Origin of the sequence: Pseudomonas sp. 273 (genome assembly GCF_029201425.1) — a bacterium.
In the GTDB taxonomy this organism is placed as follows: domain Bacteria; phylum Pseudomonadota; class Gammaproteobacteria; order Pseudomonadales; family Pseudomonadaceae; genus Pseudomonas; species Pseudomonas delhiensis.
Map to the genome: position 1 here is coordinate 1,879,067 of NZ_CP116775.1, position 18,765 is coordinate 1,897,831.

The window sequence follows — 18,765 nt, forward strand, 5'->3', positions numbered from 1 at the left end:
ATACGTATTAATATAAGTTGTCCCAAGACCGAATGGTCATAACCTTAGAAGCGAAGCGCCATCGCTCGGCTTCATTCCAGCGGATCGGTAAACACGTGATTCTCCAGCGAGCAAGTTCCACCTCTCTCTACGAACAGATCGTCCAGCAATTGCTGCAGGAAATTCAGCGAGGCGACTACGGCGCCGACGGCAAGTTGCCGTCCGAGGTGGAGTTGATGGCGCGCTTTGAGGTGAGCCGCGTAACTATCCGTCTGGCGCTCGGCAAGCTGGAGGAGGATGGAGTTGTCGAGCGCAAGCAGGGCAAGGGCACCTTCGTAGCGGCGCAGCAGGTGAGGCACAACCTCGATGCGTTGCGCAGCTTCCACGAATCGCTGCTGCTCCAGGGGCTGCGCCCGACGATGCGCATGCTGGGGCACAAGCGCGTCGAGGTTCCCACGGATGTCGAGGCGTTGTTCAATGGCTATTGTGTGAAGGTCGAGCGCCTGCATCAGGTTGATCAGGAGCCCATCGCCTATGCCTGCAGCTACCTGATAGATGAGCTGAACGAGGTGGACTGGGACGAGATGGCCGAGGTACCGCTGTATTCGGTGCTCGAGCGTGTGACAGGGCGCGCGGTGATACGTGCTGACATGGCCATCCGTGCTCGCGAGGCGGACAAGGTGCTGGCCGCCCACCTAGGGGTGAAGCGTGGCACGGCGCTGCTGGTGATGGAGCGGACGTCTTGGTTTGACGACGAGCGCTGCTGCGACCGCTCAACGTTCTTCATCCGACCTGAGCGCTATGCGTTTGTGCTGAGCGGCGTGTTCAAAACACGGTGAATCAACCGTTATCGGTGTACCTGAACCTCCGCCTCCGGCCCTGGCTGTGTGAGTGAAAACGTCATCCTCGCCTCTAGAGTTGCTGGAGCATCGTCAGTGTCGCGGCATCTTCCGACATGAATACGAAGGCACCACGCTCCGCGAGCACCTGGGGCTGCCGCGACCGGAGAACCGGTTCTTCCGGGGGAGTGCGTGATGAGCCTGGCCAGTTGTGCTTGGCACGCCAGAAGGGAGCGATGCGAGGTGTTCCTGGGATCGCGCCGTGACGCCCGGCGCAATCCCTGTTCCACCAGCGTCTGGGGCCGGGCTCCAGCTGCACTGTAGGCCGGCTGTCCCGCTGCAACCGCCTTCAGAATTTCCAGGCGTAGCCCAGGCCGAAGATGTCCTGGCTCATCTTCAGGTTCACCTCGCCGCCGCCGAAGGCCTGGGGAATGGAACCGTCGCCCTTGACCTTCTCCTCGAAGCCATGGGTGTAGGCCAGGCTCAGCTCGCTGTCCGGGGCGGGGTTCCAGGTCAGGCCAAAGCTGAGGTGGTCCTGGATCACCCCGGGGGCGAGGATGTTGAGGAAGGTCTGGCTGCCGGGAATCGGCTGCTCGGCATGGCTATAACCGCCGCGCAGGGTCAACGCGGGCGTCAGTGCGTAGCTGGCGGCGAACTTGTACACGGTGATGTCGCGCCAACCGAAGCCGGGGCCGCTCCCGGAGCCGAAACGGTTGCCGGCGAAGAGCTGTTGCGAGTCGAAGTCGTTGGCCACCGAGCGCACGTGGCCGTACTTGATCTCCTGCACGTCGGCGCCGAGGGTCAGGCGCGGCGTCAGCCGGTAGGACAGGCCGGCGCCATAGTTCTCCGGCACGTCGAAGCTGCCACCGTCGGCGAACAGGCCGGCGTAGCGGTCGAACTTGTCGGCCTTGATCTTCGAAGCCCAGGTCAGGCCCAGGGTGAGGTCGTCGCCGATCTGGCCCTGCCAGCCCAGGCGCACGCCCACGCCATTGGAGCTGTCGTGGTCGCGGTCATTCAGGTTGTCCGGATCGCTGGAGAACATCGGGTTGGCGAAGGCGCTCAGGCCTTTGCTGGCGAAGCGCTGGTGGACGACATTGAGGGCGATGCCGACGGATTGCCGCTCGCTGAACCGGTAGGCCAGCGAGGGGGTGATGAACAACTGGCTGAAGTCCACCCCGGCGCTGCCGCGGCTGCCGAAGGCGGCATAGGGGTTGCGCCGGTAGTCGGTGTTCATGCCGCCGTTGCCGTAGACCGCCAGGCCGATGCCGAAGCGCTCGTCGAGCTGCTTGCTGACGCCGAACTCTGGGATCAGGAAGAGGTTGCGCGCGTTGCCGTTGTAGTGGCCGTCGGCGCCGGCGCCATTGCCTTGGATGCTGGCGTGGCGATCCGGGGCGAAGAGGGTGGCGCCCAGGTCCAGGCGGTCGCCGATCCACGCCGTACCGGCCGGGTTGTTGGCGGCGGCGAGGGCATCCTGTGGTTGGGCGATGCTGACACCCGCCTGGCCTTGGGCCTTGATGCCGTAGCCGTGGAAGAAATAGCCGTTGGTGGCCTGGGCCGCCGGGCTGGCGAGCCCGCCCAGGGCCACCAGGCTGATAAGTAGACGCAGTTGGACTTGCATGAATCGACACTCCCCATGGCATGGGTGGCACGCTGCCACCCGAGGGATGTCAATTTAATAGAATGCATAATGTCTAACTATAATATTAATTCATTTTAATATTCTTTTAAGATATATAAATCCGCCTGTGAAGTGGATGTTCAGGGCTGCGGGCAATAGAGCAGGTAGAGGGTGCTGAGCAGGTGCAGCACCTTGGGGTCCTTCACCGAATAGAAAATACGCTTGCCGTCACGGCGGGTATCCACCAGGCCCTCGCTGCGCAACACGCCGAGCTGCTGCGAGAGGTTCGGCTGCTGGATGCCCAGGAGTTCCTCCAGCTCTCCAACCGAACGCTCGCCCTGGCTGAGCTGGCAGAGCAGCATCAGGCGGTCAGGGTGGCTCAGGGAGCGCAAGGTGCTGGCGGCCTCGGTGGCGGCCTGGCGCATCTGCTGGATATCCATGGGGGCCTCGGTGGATGGAAGAGGCGGGCAGTATAGGGAAAGCGTTGGCTTACTCAAAACCGGAGCCCATTACGCCGGGAGGGATGGGGCTGCGCACTCGACAGTATAGGAAAGTTTAAAGTATTGCGGTGCCGTCGACGGTGGTCCCAGCCTTGTCACGAGCCCGTTCGCACCGCTTCGACCAGGGCGGCCAATTGGACCGAACGCTGCCGCAGCCAGGCCAGCGCGCCTTGGAACAGCGGGTGCCAATCGGGGCCTGGAATGTCTGCCAGGGACTGCCAGAAGAAGATGAAGTCATGGCCACCATCGTCTTCGGCGTGGTACGTCCAGCGCTCCGGTAGAGCCCGGGCCGCCTGGCACAGCTGGAACGACCAGACCTGGCCAGTGAAGCCACTGTCCCAGCTGCCAAGTTCAGCCTGTACCTGCGCGTTGCCGATCCCGCTTTCCTCGCGCAATTCGCGCAGCGCCCCCGAGGCCGTGCTTTCGCCGGATTCCAGGGTGCCCTTGACCAGTTGCAGGCCGGCCCGCGGATGGCGGAAGGCAAGCACTTGCAGTTCGTTGCGCCGGCGCACGAGCACCGGACAGACCTTGTTCGGAGCCTCGCGCAGAACTTCGATGCGCAGGAAACCCTCGCGGGCCTGCGGCGCTTCGAAGTGGGCGTGCACGCTACGGATGGCTGCCTCCGGCACTCGGTGGTCCTCGCGGCGCGCGCGGTTGCGGTCCAGTGCCAGTGCTGTGTCTAGCCATACGGCCACTACCGGCACGCCGTGGCGCCTGGCGATTTCCAGGGCTTGGCGGCGATGCTCGGTGCCGGGCAGGGCGGCGTCGAAGAAGTACGCACTGTCGCCTAGCGCGGCGATGTGGCGCTGCACCCAGGCAGTCTTGCCGCTACCCTGCACGCCGATCACCAGGAACAGCGTGCTGCCGGTCGGGGCGCGACTCAGCGCGTGGTCCAGCGCGGCGTAGGCCTGGCGCCAAGCCAGGACGCTGCGCTCGGGGATGTAGAGGCGGCCGCCAGGTGTTTCCAGGAAGTGATCGGGGTTAATGTGGCGACTGTCCATGGCGGGGCTCTCCATACCCATGTGGGACTGCTGGCTGGCCGAACACTATAAGAAGTGGTCGCGTCGTGGCGATAAATATCGTGAAGGCATAACCCTACCTGATTTCAACGGCTTGTCCCTGGTCGTGTCCGCCAAGGGCAACAGGTCCTGGCATTTCCGCTACTACTGAGCTGCCAAGCAGCAGCGCATGTCCTTCCGAACCTATCCGGAGGTCAGTCTTCTTAAGGCACGTGCGTTACGCGACGAGGTGCGCACTATGCTGGCGAAAGGCATCAATCCCAAGATGAATCGCAAGCAGAAGTCTTGGGCTGTCTGCCTGGCTGCGGAAAACAGCTTCGAATCAGTGTATCGGCAGTGGCTTGGCCATCGCGAGCTCAAGATCAGGGAAGGACGGCAGAGTACGCTTTCGCAGATTCGGCGCATCTTCGGCAAGACGTGCTCCCCATCCTGGGCTCGGTGTCCATCTACAACGTCCGTCGTCCCGACTTGCTGGATGTGCTGGATCGGATCGAGCAGCGTAGGGCATTCACGGTTGCGGAAAAGGTGCGTACTTGGTTTCGGCAACTGTTCCGCTATGCCTTGGTGAAAGTCGAAGGGCTAGAAGGTAATCCGGCGTCTGACCTGGACGTGGTTGCAGTCCCCAAGCTCCTGGTCGCCAATAATCCCTTTTTGCGCATAGCCGAATTGCCGGCGCTGTTGTGCAAGCTGCGCGACTATTGGGGAAGTCTCACGACTCGGCTGGGTATTCGCCTGTTGCTGCTGACTGGCGTGCGTACGGGTGAACTGCGGTTGGCCACGCCTGATCAATTTGATCTGGAGCGCGGTCTCTGGATCATCCCGCCCGAGGTGGTCAATCGACTGCAGGAGGGCATGCGCAGGCGCCGCAAGCGCATCCAGGATATTCCGCCCTACATCGTGCTCTCGCCTACCCAGGCCATTGAGATCGTTCGTTACCTGTTGGACCAGGTCAAGCCAGCCCGGTGCTATCCGTTGGGCCACCAGTATCGAGCGCAGGATCGTACGCAGGAGACGCGGGCGTAGGTCGTTTCCCCTGAAAGCTGTGAGCAGGCGTCGAAGCCGAGGAAGACCCAGCCGATGACGCCGAGGACCGTGAGGGGGCCGCTCCAGTAGGTACTCTCAAGATAGTGATTTCTACTCCGTCCTAGTGGAAACCTACCAGGGAGTCGGTTCGGTTCCGCAGTTGGGCAAACTACACGGCGCTGTTCTGCAGGGCTCTGTAGAAGTGCAGCAGTACTGTATTGGTTAGTACAGGCATCGTCAGGACATACTCCATGAAAGAGCCATCAGGACTGTAAGACAAAGCTATGACTCCTGGCCTTGAGGTAGTTCCACCGACCGGTTGCCCGGTCGATGGAGAAGGGGATCAGTACGCGACAGACAGGCGATCTGCCGGCAACTCTCCTTCAGTTGCCATTTTTTTCCAAAGACGATTGCGTGCACCTTCCGGCATCATTGTGTAAGCGAACATACGCAGCAGGGTCCAATTGGCTGTGCGCTCGTCATCTTTGGCGCCGAATAGGTGGTGCAGAAGCTTCATGTAGAAGATGCTCTCGATCATCATGATTGCGGCAGCAGCCCAGCGTGCCCATTCTGGTAGGCCGGAATTGTGCGCAAGAATATGAATCCAGCCCACAGTGAAATAGGTCATGGCCATGCCATACGGTGCTGCCAGGAGGATGAGCAATTGCTTCCAACCCTTCAGGCGTGGCACGGCATAGGTCAGGATGCAGCCGACAGTGACGAACGAAGCGCTGTTGATGAAAGCCCACCAATACGGGAAGTTGAACAGCGTAAAGGGCTGAATACCATAGTACTCATAGACATTCAGATTGATGCCGATGGTTTCCATTACGGCATCAAGGATTCCACCCATTGCTAGCAGCATCAGGAAGTGTTTGTAGGTCGCACCGTTGCGGATGACGAAATAGCAGAAGTAGGACTGTAGACCGAGGAATGCTACGTAGCACAATGGAATCAGCAGCGGTACGGTGATGCCGAAGTTGGTATAGACCGGGATCAGATCATCTGCCCAGTGGAGGTGACCAAGCATGTCCAGCATGGCTTCTTCGAGGGAACAGATCAGGCCGCTGAACATTACGAGGAGCGGGATCCAGTTTTTCTTGGCGGCTGCGCGTAGGGCCCACGGCAGAGCGAACAGCACGACGGCTGCCCCGGCCACGAAAAAGAAAATCCATTCGTTGGTTGTGCCTGCCTCGAAACCCGCCGGAAGTGGTTTGACGTTGGGTGGGAGGCCGGGAAGGTTTCCGTAGAGTGAACTAGCCATGTGACATTCTCTTTTTGTTGTTGAACAGGGAGTGAGACTGATTAGCGGCCGTCTTTCAGTAGGATGAGGGCCGCGTTACGGCCGGGTTGGCCGCAGATTCCTGCGTTCGGGGGGGGGGGGCCGAGCCGCTGAGATAGAGTCCCTTGACCGGGATTTCGTAGCCGGCCAGCGGCTGGGCCGATGCGCAGGGCGCATCGGCGGATTCGGACATCTGCAGCCAGGCTTGGGCGTCTTTCTTGGAGAAGTGCGAGATTTCCGATGCCGTGCGGCGTGCGTCACGCCACATGCCGAAGGAGGCCTCACTGTTGGAGCACTGCGGGTAGTGGCACGGGTCGATCAGACGTTGACTCAGGCCGGACTTCTTCGCGAGCTCCAGTTCATCGAACACCGAAGCGTGGATCGAGGCCTCGTTGATGAGGTGTTCCGGCCTCTCGGGAGCCATGGGGTTGGGAAAGGTCATGCCACCGGGTGTCTGGTGGGCTTCCAAGACAAGCACCTTCAGTCCGGCCTTAGTCGGGTAACAGGCCGACGCATGGCTGTTATGGCCGGCAACCGCCACGATTACGTCGATTTGTTGCATGAACTGTCCTCGTTTTTTGGATTTGTTCTGGATGCCGCTCATGTTCAGGAAACGGGGCTAGCCCGCTCCGGTCGTAGCCTCCATCTCCCCATTGAAGCGCCACCTTGGCTTGGTACGAATATCTTATATAACGTTCGTTATATTGATGAGTCTATGATTTCGAATTTGCGGTTGTCAATCGCCCAATTGCCATTCGCCTCGAATTGGTTAACGCTTGTGCTTGACCTCGCCCTGGTTGCAGCCGGCAGTATTGAAGGTACGGCTGAAAACCCAAGCGAAGGTGGGGATTAGCTGGACTTCAGGTCATACACTGCCGGATTGATCGCCTTCAGGACGTGGTGTCACGGTGGAATGGCGATCAGGACCAGTGGCTCGTTGAGTTGACACGCTGGCATAGCACGGACAGCTGTGGAAACAGTTCAGGGGTATGGTGGCTTCTGACACTTACCGTTTAGTCGAGCCTGGGGGGAGGGGATGTAGGACAGGGCGATGAGCCCTATCTGTTCTCCGGCGGCGTTCAGGTTTCCAGAGGGACCACCACGGCGCAGCTTATCGCTGTCGGCGGTGTCGATGCGGCTCTCGCTCAGAGCTGAGCGGGATCAGTTGCCCCGGCAGCATCTCATCCAGAACGGCATGCTTGGATGGATACTTAGGGAGGATGCTGCTCCGGCCACTCCAGACGCGATATGCCTCGATGCGGCAATCGGGTTGGCCTGAGGAGCCGCAGAAGCGCCCATCGTGGAGAGGCAGGCGCACTACAAACAAGAGCTTGGCAGGTTGGAGATTCAGGAGCTGAGATTGCCTTGAAAAGGCTATTCAAAAGCCGCTGGTACGTCGAGTTGGACTTGCGTAATCTCAAGATCACGATGGAGCCCAGAAGTGCTGAGCTGTAAAGCTCCCACGATGGCAATCAAGGAGCTCTGGATTTCAGCTGTTAATCCATAACCTGACTCGCCTGGTCACGGCGCAATCGACCACCTTGCTAGGAATCACGGGAACAATGCTTGGCGAATGAAGTAATTGGTCTCTAATAAGCTGGAGCCAATACGATCAAAATCTTCTTGTTTGTATTGAGCACTAATACCAATGGCGGATATGACGAAGCGTGGCAGTCCCTCGCGATCGACAATAGCACTGGCTATAGTACTGATACCGCAATAAAGCTCATTCTGGTCGAGCCCCCAACCCTTTCTAGACGCTTCGGTTACTTCTGCTCGATATTTCTCGAAGCTGGGAGGCCTTTCCCAGCGTATCAGAGTCAAGCGACGCCTCAACTCTGTATCTGACAGGTTACGTATGGCCGCAATACAGCGGCCAGCAGCCCCGACGAGTTCTGGCATGCGGGCATCCAGGGCAATAGCGATGTGGGCATCACCTGGCGTCGACCGAGCTATCAGGCGGAGGTGGGCATCTTCCGTGACCTGCCATAGGGAAATGAATGTTCGATGATTAAGGCTCAATCGCTCCAATTCCGGTTGGATCAGCTCGATGTAACTGTGACCGATGAAGCCCAGCGCCAACTCTGACAAGCCAAGGCCCAATTGATAGGTCTTTCTCTTTTCGTTGATTGAAACCAACTTCTCATTATTCAGAGTACGCAGGATGTTGAAAACAGTGCTCGGACTGATTCCTGTGGCACGAGCAATGCTCGTTGCACCCTCGGCTGTCTCGGTACTCGCCAGATAACGCAGAATTTGAATGGCATGTACCACTGCGCCGACATCCTTGGATCCGGTGTTTCGTAGCCGTTTTTCCGAATCATTCGTATCTCTGGCCATGCTCAATGGTTGCGCATGTTCAGCGCTTTCCTATAGGTAACTATGATATGGGATATAGCGGAGCGAGAGAGCTGGGTTGCTTTATGGGATCGACTCATAGGAAAATCCGGACGATGTTCTATGTGCTGATCTGGATTTTCCTGTTGTCGTCGCTACTCAGACCTTTATACTGCACGGCTGGCCGCTGCACGGATCGGTAGGTTCTTGCTCGTGTCAGGCAATAGGAGACATACAATAATATTCATTTATCCACGGTGAAGCTGCAGGTTTATCGTTGCCTTTTGCGAAGTTACTCCAAGAGTAAGTCTCTCAAATGAAGCAGCTCTGTCTGCTGCACTCCAGCCAGTGCAAGATAGTTTTCAATGCTTCCGTACTGTTCTATCAATGCATCGAAAGCAGCATCCAGATATGCCGGTTTTACCCCGCATAAGATCCGTACTACGGATTGATCCGGTTCCGTACTGCTCAGCCCGGCCAGATAGCCCCGGATTGTCGCTTCGCTACGGGGGCCTTGCCAACGATCTGCACTGGCGAGATAGTCGAGATAAATGCTTTCCCAGGGAACATCCAAAATATGCAGCAGCAGGGCGGCAATAAATCCTGTCCGATCCTTGCCGGCCGCGCAGTGGAACAGCAGTGGAAGGTTCTGGTTAAGCAGATAGTCGAGCAATAGCGGGAGCTGTTTGGCGAAAGCACCAGGAAACAACCGATAGGTCGCCAGCATCGCTCGTTCAGCGCTTTCGGCCGTGGGTGAACTGGAGAGCAACTCATGGATCACGCTGTTGCCGGCACGTAGGTCGGCCAGGATATCGAGGCTGACGATGTCGATTCGATGGTCTCGTGGCAAGCGGTTGGGGGTGCGCTGCTGTTCGCTCGCACTGCGTACATCGCACAACATCTTGATGTTTAGCTCGCGAAATCGATCGAGGTCCTCGGGGCTCAGATTAGAGAGATCCTCCGAGCGATAGAGGAGACCGGGGCGAACGCATCGGCCACAGCGTGTACGGTAGCCACCGAGGTCACGGAAGTTCGGCACACTTTCCAGCAGTAGGCGAGCAGCAGCGCTTTCGCTCATGTCTTCACTCGCTGCTTTGGGGCTTGTGGAACAGTACGGTTTCGGTGAATTCCACCACGACTTCTCCCCGCTGATTCTTCGTGACATGGCGCAAGTCCAGGATGGTAAATCCACTGCTGCTCTTGGCCTTGATGCGTGCCTCACCTTCGACGTGCAAGGTGTCGCCCGGGAACACCGCAGCATGGATGCGCGCCTGTAGTCCAGTCATGCCAGCGAAGGGACCGACGGCATGTCCTTCCAGTACCTGATCCACGATCTTCATCAGAATCGGCGACACGAGTCCCATCGAGTAGGAAATGATCATCGGGCCTGGGGCGAAGCGATTCTGGTGCGCTCCCGACATATTTTCCTTGAGGAATTCCATGTCGATGAAATAAGGCTCATGGAACGCTGTGAGATTGACGAAATTGACGATGTCGGTTTCGGTAATCGTCCGACGGTGGGTACGGAAGGGGTGGATGGGATATTCCGTAGTGGTTGCTTCACTCATGCGCGCTTTCTCGGCTGGGGTTGTAGGACGCTCGTCTCTGTGTAATCAGGTCGGCGGCTTCAGAAGCATTCTCAAGCTCACTACCGAGAGAGGTATCGTCGTATCCGACGATTCTTGAGCGGCGCAGTCGACGGGCAGCCGGCGAGTCAGATGCGCTCCACCTTGTGTACCGTCCACCAGAGGGTTTCCGGCAACCAGCGCCGTAGGCGCCAGGAGAGAGCTGTCATTGGACCGGGGAATACCCAAAGACGCTTACCCTTGAGGTCGTGTTCGATTTTCTCAAGTACGGTCTCGGGGGTGATCGGCGGGAAGATATTGAAGATTTTTGGCCATACGGTAGAGCGCGCCTGGTCGAGCAACGGCGTCGCCACTATGGGAGGGCAGACGCAGACGATCCGGACGCCACTGCCACGGGTTTCGTGGAAGAGTACTTCCGTATAGGCGGCTACGGCGTGCTTGGCGGCGTTGTAGGCTCCCATGTAGAGAATTGGCCAGTGTCCGGCCATGGAGGCATAGCTGACGAACTCGCCTTTCCCTCGGGCAATCAGACGAGGCAAGACGATTTTCGACAGGTTGACTAGACCGCCGAAATTGATCGCCATGATCTTGAGAATGACCTCACGTGGCTGCTCCAGCAGTAAGCCAAGAGGCATGATGGCTGCTGCGTTGGTTAGCCGAGTGATTGGACCCAGCTCGTTCTCGCACCGCTCCACTGCTTCCTCGATGGCAAGCGGGTCGGTGATGTCGACCACCAGTTTGAGCAGCCTGGGATTGTCTCCCAGCTTGTTGAGCCCTTCTTGGTTGACGTCCAGGGCCGCGACGGCCCATCCATCGGCCAGGGCTCGTTGGGCGCTGAGCAGGCCAAGCCCGCTCCCTGCGCCAGTGATGAACAGAACGTTCTGAGACATTTCTAGGCTCCTTGTATGTGTTTGCCGACCGGTTGCGCCGGTATGCCTCTTATTGTCAGCAGGTCCGGTCTCGTTTCCCGTCGTCGATTCAGACGAGATGGCGAGCGGCGGTATTCAGCGGGACAGCCTGCTGGCCAGATCGTCCAGATCGTTGCTGGTGCTCAACAGGTATCGCTCGACTGCACTTGGCGCCACGTTTTTGTCCGGTACGGCCAGGTGGCCATGGACGAAGTGATAGCGGCGTTGCAGTTTTTCCAGCGTGCCGGCGGCCTCGGGATACTGCCGTGGCAGAGTTTCGAAGCGCTGGCGGATCGAGGCATCCAGAGCGGAGGCGCCGGCTTCGTCGAGTGTCCATATCTGGGCCATCAGTTGCGGAAACACTGCAAGCTGGTAGGAGAGCGAGAGCCTTGCGACATCCTGGCTCAGGTCATTTAGAGCCTGTTGGACGGGGCTACTTGACGGGGTTTCTGCATAGAGCGTACCGAGTTTGTCGACCAGTTTTTGCTGTTGCTCCACGATGGGAAGCAACCAGAGCGAGTAGGGTGGAATGCTGGTGCGTATGCCTGTGCTGGATTGCGGGAGGTTGCGCAGCCCTGCCACGGCGATGGCCAGCCGTGTCGTCTGCTCGAGGATATCGGTTCGCCCGAGTTTCGCCGCGTGATCGTGCAAGCGTTGCAGACTCACCTGGTAGCGAGTGGCGTTTTCGCTGTCGAATGGGCTTCCTTGGGGATTGTGATAGACCAGTACGTTTTCCAGAACCGAATAGCTGAGGGTTCGCAGTTCCTGGATATCCTGGCGGTTACTGGCGTGTCCACAAACACTGCACAGCAGGCAAAGCATCGCGAGCCAGTGGGAATGGCGTCTGGGGTGTTGGTCGGGATGGCTCATCGCGGTCTCGTTGGCAGAGGATGGCTCGGGCTCAGGGACGATTGGCAGCGACGAAGTTCATCACCGACTCTACGAGCAATGTGCGCGTTTGTGTGCCAGGCCCGGACATGAATGGTTGTTCTCGGAGATGGCGGACGACCGGCAGGAGAGTAATGAAGCCTAGGATGAGCGAGAAGATGGCCACCGGGGCGACACCATCGCCGGTACCGGGAGCGTATTGGTTGAGCAGTGTCTTCAACTCGTCCATCACCGGCTGTAGCGAAAGGTCGACCAGAAATGCCTGGTTTTCTTCCCAGCCATCAACGAGGTTACGCTGCAGCAGCTTTAGGTAGTCCGGGTTGGACTGCAGGTGATCGAACATCACGAAGACGAATCCGCGCAGGCGTTCCTCGGCACTGAGATCTGCCTGCAATTGATTTATCAGCGACCGGGCGTGGGAGGTATACATTTCGGTTTCCACCGCCTTGAACAACTCTTCCTTGTTGCCGAAGTGGTGGTAGATGGCAGGCAGGGTTATCTCTGCGGCTGTGGCGATGTTGCGCATGGTGACGCCGTCGAAACCATGCTTGGCGAAGAGCTGGGTCGACACCTCGAGGATTCGCTGGCGCGAGTTGGTAGGTTGAGGGGCGCTTTTCTTCAAGAGAACTCCCGTGAGACGGCTGTCAAGGGGCTGACTGGCATAGCGGCCTGCCCCGCTTGCCACTGGGGCGCGGGGAGACCGTTGATCATACGGTGCCGTTGATCGCTATCCCAGGTGATTCATGCCGTTATCGACTACTGCATTGAGCGCCAGTTTCGGTCGGTGCGAACCACGCAGGGCGTTGTTGGTAGTCTCGAAGTCGCAGATGCCTTCCACGCCGGCATGCTCAATGCGGCAGATGGTATCGACACAGGCGATTCCATGGATCCAGGAGACGACGCCTTTCTGCAATGGCGTGCATTCGACCTGAATCAGTTCGCCGGTGCTGAGCGTCATCTCGACCCGGCCGCCACGATGGGTGAGTCCATCGGGTTCCAGGTACATGAGGATATCGACGTGCTTGGCGTAGGTCAGTACGTCGTCCTTGATCATGCAGCCGAAGCGTACCAGTTGGTCGTCCGAGCTATGGAAGGTCTGGGCGAAGAGCATGGTGCCATCAGCCAGAACTCCGGCCATCCAGCGATGGCCGACGAACACATCCCATTTCCGTGTGCCCCAACCATGATCCCGGAAGGAGAACCCATTGATCTGGTAATGCTGCCCCATGATGGTCAGTTCCCCGGATATCCGGCCAGCCACCTCCATGTGATTAGGGGCGACGTCGTCAGCCATGGCACCCTTCTTCGGGTAGATGTCCACGGGAGCGTGATGGTCCTTCACGTGCAACTCGGCGCTGACATCCTGGTCGTTGATGCGCCAGATGGGGTGGTCGGTGTACTCGAATATGCAGGTGTCGTCACCGCTGTTGAATCGGCGACCGTCGCGGTCACCTTCGCGCAGTGGCAGACGATCGTCACGCTTGAAGATGTAGTCGGGGGAAAACACGTAGTTCCATAGGGAGACCTGCGGACCGCCCGCTACGTTCATTTCATGGCCAATGCGGTGCATGCCTCCGACGCGGTTCTCCAGGTCCCACCAGACCAGTACGACGCTGTCCTGCCAGAATGGGTCCTGGCCAGGTGTTTGCGGGCCCTCCTGTTGCGGGCCGTATTCCAGTACGTCACTACCGCCGGTTACTTTCATCGTCGTTGTCCTCGAGGTTGTACTTGTTTTATTTGGAAGTGGCGTAGGCGCTGGTCAGGGCCATGTCCATGAACGAACGAGTGAAGCCAAGCTCGACCATGGTGTAGCGCAGGTCTTGGTTACGTCCGCTCTGCATGTTGCTGGTGCCGCGGTTGCCAGCTAGGTTGGTGCGCAGTGCCGAGTAGACGAAGCCGAAGGCCATTGCCGCGGGGTTCACTTCCAGCCCCCATGAGCCAGGTAATGGTTGACGAAGCGGTCCCATTCGATGTGTTGGGAAATATGTGGCTTGATGTAGGCCAGGTCCTGCTCCGGTGCGCCAAAGCCCGAGCACTCCCAATCGAGTACAGCGGTAAGCTTGCCCTGGTCGAACAGAATGTTGTGGATGTTGAAGTCGCCATGGACCAGGATCGGCTTGCGTGCGTCCTTGGGAATGTTGTGACTCAGCCAGTGCAGCAGCCAACGCATGTAGGGCGATGGCAGGTGATCCTCACGGGCCATGTAGCGATACCAGCCCTCGAGGTTGTAGCGATAGCAGTCTTCGACGCTGCCGCTGAGGATGCGCGGGTCCTCGTACTGCTCGATGTAGTCGGCGAACATCTCCAGCGGCAGGGCGTGCAATTGTCCGAGGCGCTCGGCGAGCTGCATGAACAGATCCTCCTCCACCTCGCCGCTGAGCCCGCCAAGGAAAGTTCCCGGTGTACTGCCGGCGATCCTGTCCATGGTGTAGAAATCGGCGTCCAGGTTCTTGAAACCCTTGGCGAAGTCTTGGGGTTTGGGGGCCGGATAATCGGTCCGAGCCAGTGTTTTGAGCAGCGCGTATTCGCTTTCCAGGTCACAGGCGCCATGGCTCATGATTGGCGCTGGGTCGGTCTTGCGTACTACCAATTCGCTCGGTTCCGCGCCAGGCTGGCGCAGGTAGGAGGCAAAGTAGGTCTGCTTGCCGAAGCCACCAGGAAGTGGCTCCAGGCGCGAAACCTCCACACTACCGCTGCTACCCGGCAGGCTGTTGAGGAAGTCTTGCAGTAATCGCTTGTCCAGTGGTTGCTTGGGATTGTCGATGTGGGGGAGTGCTGGTACGGTCAACTGAGCCTCGCGCTCGTAATAGGACAGCTCCCATTCGGCCAGGCGCTTGAGTAGGGCCGCAGTCTGCTCCTGAGGTAGATCACTCTGGTCGAGCCTGCTGCTCAGCTCGTCCAGGTTGCTGCAGAGGATTTCGTATTGGCGCAGCAAGGCTTCCAGGGAGGTATCGTCGTTCCGGATTGCCGTTTCGATTGCGTTGCGCGAGACGTCGCCGGTGGGCGCGGGAATGTGCAAGGCATCGGTCAGGGTGTCCTGCAGATCGAGCCCTTCACGAATCACCTCGCGCAGCAGTCCGCCAGTCACATGTTCGCGCTTGAGCAGCTCGCCGAGAACTCCCTTAATCATGCCAAGTGACGCTTTGGCATTGCTGGATTGCAACTCTGGCTCGATGGTTTCGCTCAGTGATTTCAGCAGCAAGTCGAGGTAACGGTCGGTGGAGGTGATTTTCATCGGCATTGTCCTTGTTCTTGTGGGATCTGGAGTCAGGCAGAGAGCAGTCCGCTTTCCAATAGGATGAGGGCGCCAGCGCTTAGCAGCACCCAGGCTTCGCAGGGAATGCGTAGTTGAAGCGGTGCATGGCCCGCTTCCATGAAATGCATCAGTACCAGGCGGGCCTTGATGAAGGCCAGCGAAAGGATCAGTACGGCTTCGTAGCGTGCGCTGGGCAAGAGCATGCCGTGGGTATAGGCCAGCACCCAGGAGGTGATGGTCATGGCCATCAGAACCAGCCAAACCAGTGTTTCCCGAGAGAGAATGAGTGCTTTCATGGCGTCACTTCATCAGATAGATCAGCGGGAAGATCACAATCCAGAGCAGATCGATCATGTGCCAGAAGATGGCGCTGCTCTCCAGATTGTTCATGGTGCGCTCGTCGAGCCGTGGTGGCCGAAGGATGAGGGCGAAATACAGGAGCAAGGGCAGGCCGAGCAGGACATGGACGAAATGCATGCCGGTGATCAGGTAATAAAATAGGTAGAAGTCGTTGGTCAGAAAGTCGATTCCGGCGGCGGCTTTTTCCTTGTACTCGTAGGCCTTGATCAGGGCGAAGCCGCTGCCGCAGAGGAAGGCCGGTAACAGCAGCCAGCGACAGGCGACGATCATCTGCCGGCGAGCTGCCTTGACCGCGAGGACTACGAACCAGGAACTGGCCAGCAGCAACAGAGTGTTGAGCGAGCCCGTGTGCAGGTTGAGAGCCTGCTGCGAGGCAACGAAAAGTTCGTGCTTGCCGAGTTTGGTATAGGAGTAGAGAGCAAAGAATAGGGCGAAGCAGATCATGTCGCCCAGCAGGAACATCCAGATCAGTTCGTCACCTGGAATGCGCTTGGTTTTCTTCGCAACTGTCGGGCAATCACCGATATCGACTGCGTTCACGTCCGTTTCCATTTCTTGTTCATCGGGATGACGGTGGCCATAGGGCTGTTGCCGTCTCCGCGTTGTTGGCTGGAGGTGGTTGAGCCCGCACCCATCGGGCTTATCAGGTCAGGGTGCGGGCGGAGCATTACGAGTTGTAGGCCGCGCGGAGGTTGGGCAGCGGGTCAGTGCTGGAGCGGGTACGGGCGACCAGGGCTGCTACGAAGCCGACCACCACTATGGAGATCAGCAGCGAAGCCAGCGTCAGCAGGCGCGTAGCGATCCACGGCATGTCCCAGTTCAGCGACATGAAGTACGGCCAGGAAACCATCCCATAGGCGGCACCCATGGCAGTGACCGGAACCAGGATGACGTACAGGCGCTTGAGGCCGGAAAGGTAAGGATTGACCAGCCACAGCAGGAAGCCGACCAGCAGCATCGAGGTGCCGTTCATCCAGCCCCAGGCTAGCGGGAAGCCGAAGATCTTGAACGAGGCGTCGCCGTAATAGGTGTAGGCGCCAGTGGATGTGCCCGGGATTTCCATGATCACATCGGACATGGAGATGATCAGCCAGACCACGAATACCCCCTTCATGTCGAGACCGGATTTCATGCGCAGGTAGGCCCAGTAGCCGGTCATGGCGATGAAGAACACATAGCAGGGCGGGATCAGATACGGGATGTGCAGGTCGAAGCCGATGAATGCCGGACCGGGCAGGTTGGTCGGCCACCACAGGTGACCGAGGTGGTCGAGCATCGGCTCTAGCACCGAGCAGATGAAACCGCCGACGCACATCAGGCCGGGGATGTCGTCCTTGTGCTTGAAGTAGCGGTACAACGCCCATGGCAGCACAGCGATGCCGAAGCCGCCGGCCCAGATAGTGAAGATCATGCCGATCAGTTGGTTGGACATATAGTCGGCTGGAACGGGGAGGATTACCCCTTGGACGATTTGCATCCAGTTGTCGAGTGACATTGTGATTTACCTGTCTTGTTGTTGGTTATGGATGTCGGGGGTGCACGTCTAGCGGCAGTCCTTCAACACAGTGAGGGCAGCGTTACGGCCGGGTAGGCCGCAGATCCCTGCGCTCGGGTGGGTACCCGAACCGCTGAGATAAAGTCCCTTGACCGGGATCTTGTAGCCGGCCAGCCCCTTGGCCGGGCGACCTGCGCCGAAGCGGGTGATGAAGGGATCGCAGTGGTAGACGCTGCCGTCGATGGCATGGAAGCGCTTCTCGATGTCTGGCGGGCACAACGGGCGGCGAGCGATCTCCAGTTCCTCGATGCCGTCGTAGATCCGCGCCGAATCCTTGATGACCATGTTGGTGATCTGTTCGCGCGCCTTGTCCCAGCCGATATGGGGATCGAAGGGGATCAGGCCGGACCAGAACCAGAAGGTGTCATGGCCGGGGGGCGCCATGGCCGGATCGAATTCGGTGGTGATCTGTGACAGACCTCCGATGACTTCCGGAACCAGGCCGCGGATACAGTCGGTATAGGCTTTGCGACCCTGTTCGTAGGTCGACCACTGCAGGGTGCCCAGGCGCATGTTGCCTCCCCAGCCCCTGCTCTGGCGCCACGCGGTGCTGCGGGTCGGCATGATCTTGCCCTTGAGAGCGATGTTGAGCTTGTAGTCGGCGATACCGCGGTTGGCGGTGGGAATGAACTTGGCCTTGACCTGGGTGGCATGGTCGAGCAGGCCCTCTGGCAGCATGTGGTTGAGCACGGCTTTGGGACTGAAGGCGGTGACCACGCCGCGCTTGGCGCGAATCTCTTCGCCATTTTCCAGTACCACGCCGACCACTCGCTCGTTCTCTACCAGCATCTGCTTGACCTTGGCGTTACAGCGCACGCCGCCGCCATGGGCCTCCAGGCAGCGGATCAGTGCTGCGGGGAAGCCACCGGTGCCACCCTCGAACATGGTCACGCCGTACTTCTGCAGCACGCTCAGGTAGACCATGGCGAACGAGCTCAGATCAGCGCGGAAATCCATGAACGGCAGGCCCGTGAGCAGACCGGCTCGTACGATATCGGTCTCGAACAGTTCTTCGAGGGTGCCGGCATGGGTGCCGGTCATCAGTTTGACGATGGGGCCCAGGTGTTTGAAGTTACCGACTGCCTTGCTCATGACCTTGAAAACAGCGTTGAAGCCTGGCTTGGTCGGGTTTTCCATGGCCAGCGGCAGGCCGATGCGCAGGGCTGCGTCGGCAGTTTCGGACATCTGCAGCCAGGCCTGAGCGTCTTTCTTGGAGAAGTGCGAGATTTCCGATGCTGTGCGGCGTGCGTCACGCCACATGCCGAAGGAAGCCTCTCCGTGGGAGCACAGCTGGTAGTGGCATGGGTCGATCAGACGCTGGCGCAGGCCGAACTTCTTCTCAAGCTCCAATTCGTCGTTGATTGGCGACATGCGGAACATCGAGGCATGGATCGAGGCCTCGTTGATGAGGTGTTCCGGCGCCTCGGGGGCCATGGGGTTGGTACAGGTCATGCCACCGGGTGTCTGGTGGGCTTCCAGGACAAGCACCTTCAGCCCGGCCTTGGCCAGGTAGCAGGCCGATACCAGGCCGTTATGGCCGGCCCCCGCCACGATTACATCGATTTGTTGCATGAACTGTCCTCGTTTTTGGATTTGTTCTGGTTCATGGCTTGGG

20 protein-coding genes and 1 pseudogene are annotated in these 18,765 nt (G+C 58.9%); 3 read left to right on the forward strand and 18 right to left on the reverse strand.

Annotation, left to right across the window (positions count from 1 at the left end):
- Positions 1-95 precede the first annotated feature (95 nt).
- Positions 96-818 (forward strand): GntR family transcriptional regulator, encoded by a 723-nt coding sequence (locus PKO50_RS09030; RefSeq protein ID WP_275630446.1) that lies wholly within the window; start codon positions 96-98, stop codon positions 816-818.
- A gap of 349 nt (positions 819-1,167) precedes the next feature.
- Here PKO50_RS09030 and PKO50_RS09035 read toward each other — a convergent pair whose 3' ends face one another.
- The 3 genes from PKO50_RS09035 to PKO50_RS34080 form a co-directional block, all read right to left on the reverse strand.
- Positions 1,168-2,436 carry an outer membrane protein transport protein gene (locus PKO50_RS09035; protein WP_275629416.1) on the reverse strand — a complete coding sequence of 423 codons (1,269 nt, stop codon included), beginning with the start codon at positions 2,434-2,436 and terminating at the stop codon, positions 1,168-1,170.
- 140 nt (positions 2,437-2,576) lie between these two features.
- A complete protein-coding gene (locus tag PKO50_RS09040; RefSeq protein WP_275629417.1) occupies positions 2,577-2,876 on the reverse strand; it encodes a metalloregulator ArsR/SmtB family transcription factor in 300 nt (99 codons plus the stop codon).
- 155 nt (positions 2,877-3,031) lie between these two features.
- The gene (locus PKO50_RS34080) at positions 3,032-3,937 is read right to left on the reverse strand and encodes an AAA family ATPase (RefSeq protein ID WP_346770498.1); all 906 of its coding nucleotides are present in this window, start codon (positions 3,935-3,937) and stop codon (positions 3,032-3,034) included.
- Between the two features lie 34 nt (positions 3,938-3,971).
- Here PKO50_RS34080 and PKO50_RS09050 point away from each other — a divergent pair.
- Positions 3,972-4,924 (forward strand): annotated as a pseudogene (locus PKO50_RS09050) (integrase arm-type DNA-binding domain-containing protein); the annotation flags it as partial.
- A gap of 397 nt (positions 4,925-5,321) precedes the next feature.
- On the opposite strand, the gene PKO50_RS09055 reads toward PKO50_RS09050, so the two are convergent.
- On the reverse strand, positions 5,322-6,242 hold the full coding sequence (locus PKO50_RS09055; RefSeq protein WP_275629418.1) for a hypothetical protein: 921 nt from the start codon (positions 6,240-6,242) through the stop codon (positions 5,322-5,324).
- A gap of 55 nt (positions 6,243-6,297) precedes the next feature.
- Complete coding sequence (locus tag PKO50_RS09060; protein ID WP_275629419.1) at positions 6,298-6,822, reverse strand: hypothetical protein; 525 nt, start codon at positions 6,820-6,822, stop codon at positions 6,298-6,300.
- On the opposite strand from PKO50_RS09060, the gene PKO50_RS09065 reads away from it, so the two are divergent.
- Positions 6,814-7,113 carry a hypothetical protein gene (locus PKO50_RS09065; RefSeq protein WP_275629420.1) on the forward strand — a complete coding sequence of 100 codons (300 nt, stop codon included), beginning with the start codon at positions 6,814-6,816 and terminating at the stop codon, positions 7,111-7,113. The genes PKO50_RS09060 and PKO50_RS09065 overlap by 9 nt on opposite strands.
- A gap of 698 nt (positions 7,114-7,811) precedes the next feature.
- Here the strand turns inward: PKO50_RS09065 and PKO50_RS09070 are convergent.
- From PKO50_RS09070 to PKO50_RS09130, 13 genes are all read right to left on the reverse strand, one after another.
- Positions 7,812-8,600 carry an IclR family transcriptional regulator gene (locus tag PKO50_RS09070; RefSeq protein WP_275629421.1) on the reverse strand — a complete coding sequence of 263 codons (789 nt, stop codon included), beginning with the start codon at positions 8,598-8,600 and terminating at the stop codon, positions 7,812-7,814.
- A 289-nt stretch (positions 8,601-8,889) separates the two neighbouring features.
- The gene (locus PKO50_RS09075) at positions 8,890-9,675 is read right to left on the reverse strand and encodes a tyrosine-protein phosphatase (RefSeq protein ID WP_275629422.1); all 786 of its coding nucleotides are present in this window, start codon (positions 9,673-9,675) and stop codon (positions 8,890-8,892) included.
- Between the two features lie 4 nt (positions 9,676-9,679).
- On the reverse strand, positions 9,680-10,165 hold the full coding sequence (locus PKO50_RS09080) for a MaoC family dehydratase (RefSeq protein ID WP_275629423.1): 486 nt from the start codon (positions 10,163-10,165) through the stop codon (positions 9,680-9,682).
- Between the two features lie 146 nt (positions 10,166-10,311).
- Complete coding sequence (locus tag PKO50_RS09085; RefSeq protein WP_275629424.1) at positions 10,312-11,073, reverse strand: SDR family oxidoreductase; 762 nt, start codon at positions 11,071-11,073, stop codon at positions 10,312-10,314.
- Positions 11,074-11,187: 114 nt separating this feature from the next.
- On the reverse strand, positions 11,188-11,961 hold the full coding sequence (locus PKO50_RS09090) for a hypothetical protein (protein ID WP_275629425.1): 774 nt from the start codon (positions 11,959-11,961) through the stop codon (positions 11,188-11,190).
- 31 nt (positions 11,962-11,992) lie between these two features.
- Positions 11,993-12,601, reverse strand: coding sequence for a TetR/AcrR family transcriptional regulator (locus tag PKO50_RS09095; protein WP_275629426.1), 609 nt, complete (start codon positions 12,599-12,601; stop codon positions 11,993-11,995).
- 105 nt (positions 12,602-12,706) lie between these two features.
- Positions 12,707-13,684, reverse strand: coding sequence for a hypothetical protein (locus PKO50_RS09100; protein WP_275629427.1), 978 nt, complete (start codon positions 13,682-13,684; stop codon positions 12,707-12,709).
- A gap of 28 nt (positions 13,685-13,712) precedes the next feature.
- Positions 13,713-13,901, reverse strand: a complete 189-nt coding sequence (locus tag PKO50_RS09105) for a hypothetical protein (RefSeq protein ID WP_275629428.1) — start codon at positions 13,899-13,901, stop codon at positions 13,713-13,715.
- Positions 13,898-15,214, reverse strand: coding sequence for a phosphotransferase family protein (locus tag PKO50_RS09110; protein WP_275629429.1), 1,317 nt, complete (start codon positions 15,212-15,214; stop codon positions 13,898-13,900). Before PKO50_RS09110 ends, PKO50_RS09105 begins: the two co-directional genes overlap by 4 nt.
- Before the next feature lie 32 nt (positions 15,215-15,246).
- The gene (locus tag PKO50_RS09115; protein ID WP_275629430.1) at positions 15,247-15,531 is read right to left on the reverse strand and encodes a cytochrome C oxidase subunit IV family protein; all 285 of its coding nucleotides are present in this window, start codon (positions 15,529-15,531) and stop codon (positions 15,247-15,249) included.
- A gap of 4 nt (positions 15,532-15,535) precedes the next feature.
- Positions 15,536-16,135, reverse strand: coding sequence for a cytochrome c oxidase subunit 3 (locus PKO50_RS09120; protein ID WP_275629431.1), 600 nt, complete (start codon positions 16,133-16,135; stop codon positions 15,536-15,538).
- Between the two features lie 127 nt (positions 16,136-16,262).
- Positions 16,263-17,027: a hypothetical protein gene (locus tag PKO50_RS09125; RefSeq protein WP_275629432.1), complete on the reverse strand. Its 765-nt coding sequence runs from the start codon at positions 17,025-17,027 to the stop codon at positions 16,263-16,265.
- Between the two features lie 111 nt (positions 17,028-17,138).
- Positions 17,139-18,722, reverse strand: coding sequence for an NAD(P)/FAD-dependent oxidoreductase (locus tag PKO50_RS09130; protein WP_275629433.1), 1,584 nt, complete (start codon positions 18,720-18,722; stop codon positions 17,139-17,141).
- Positions 18,723-18,765: the final 43 nt, after the last annotated feature.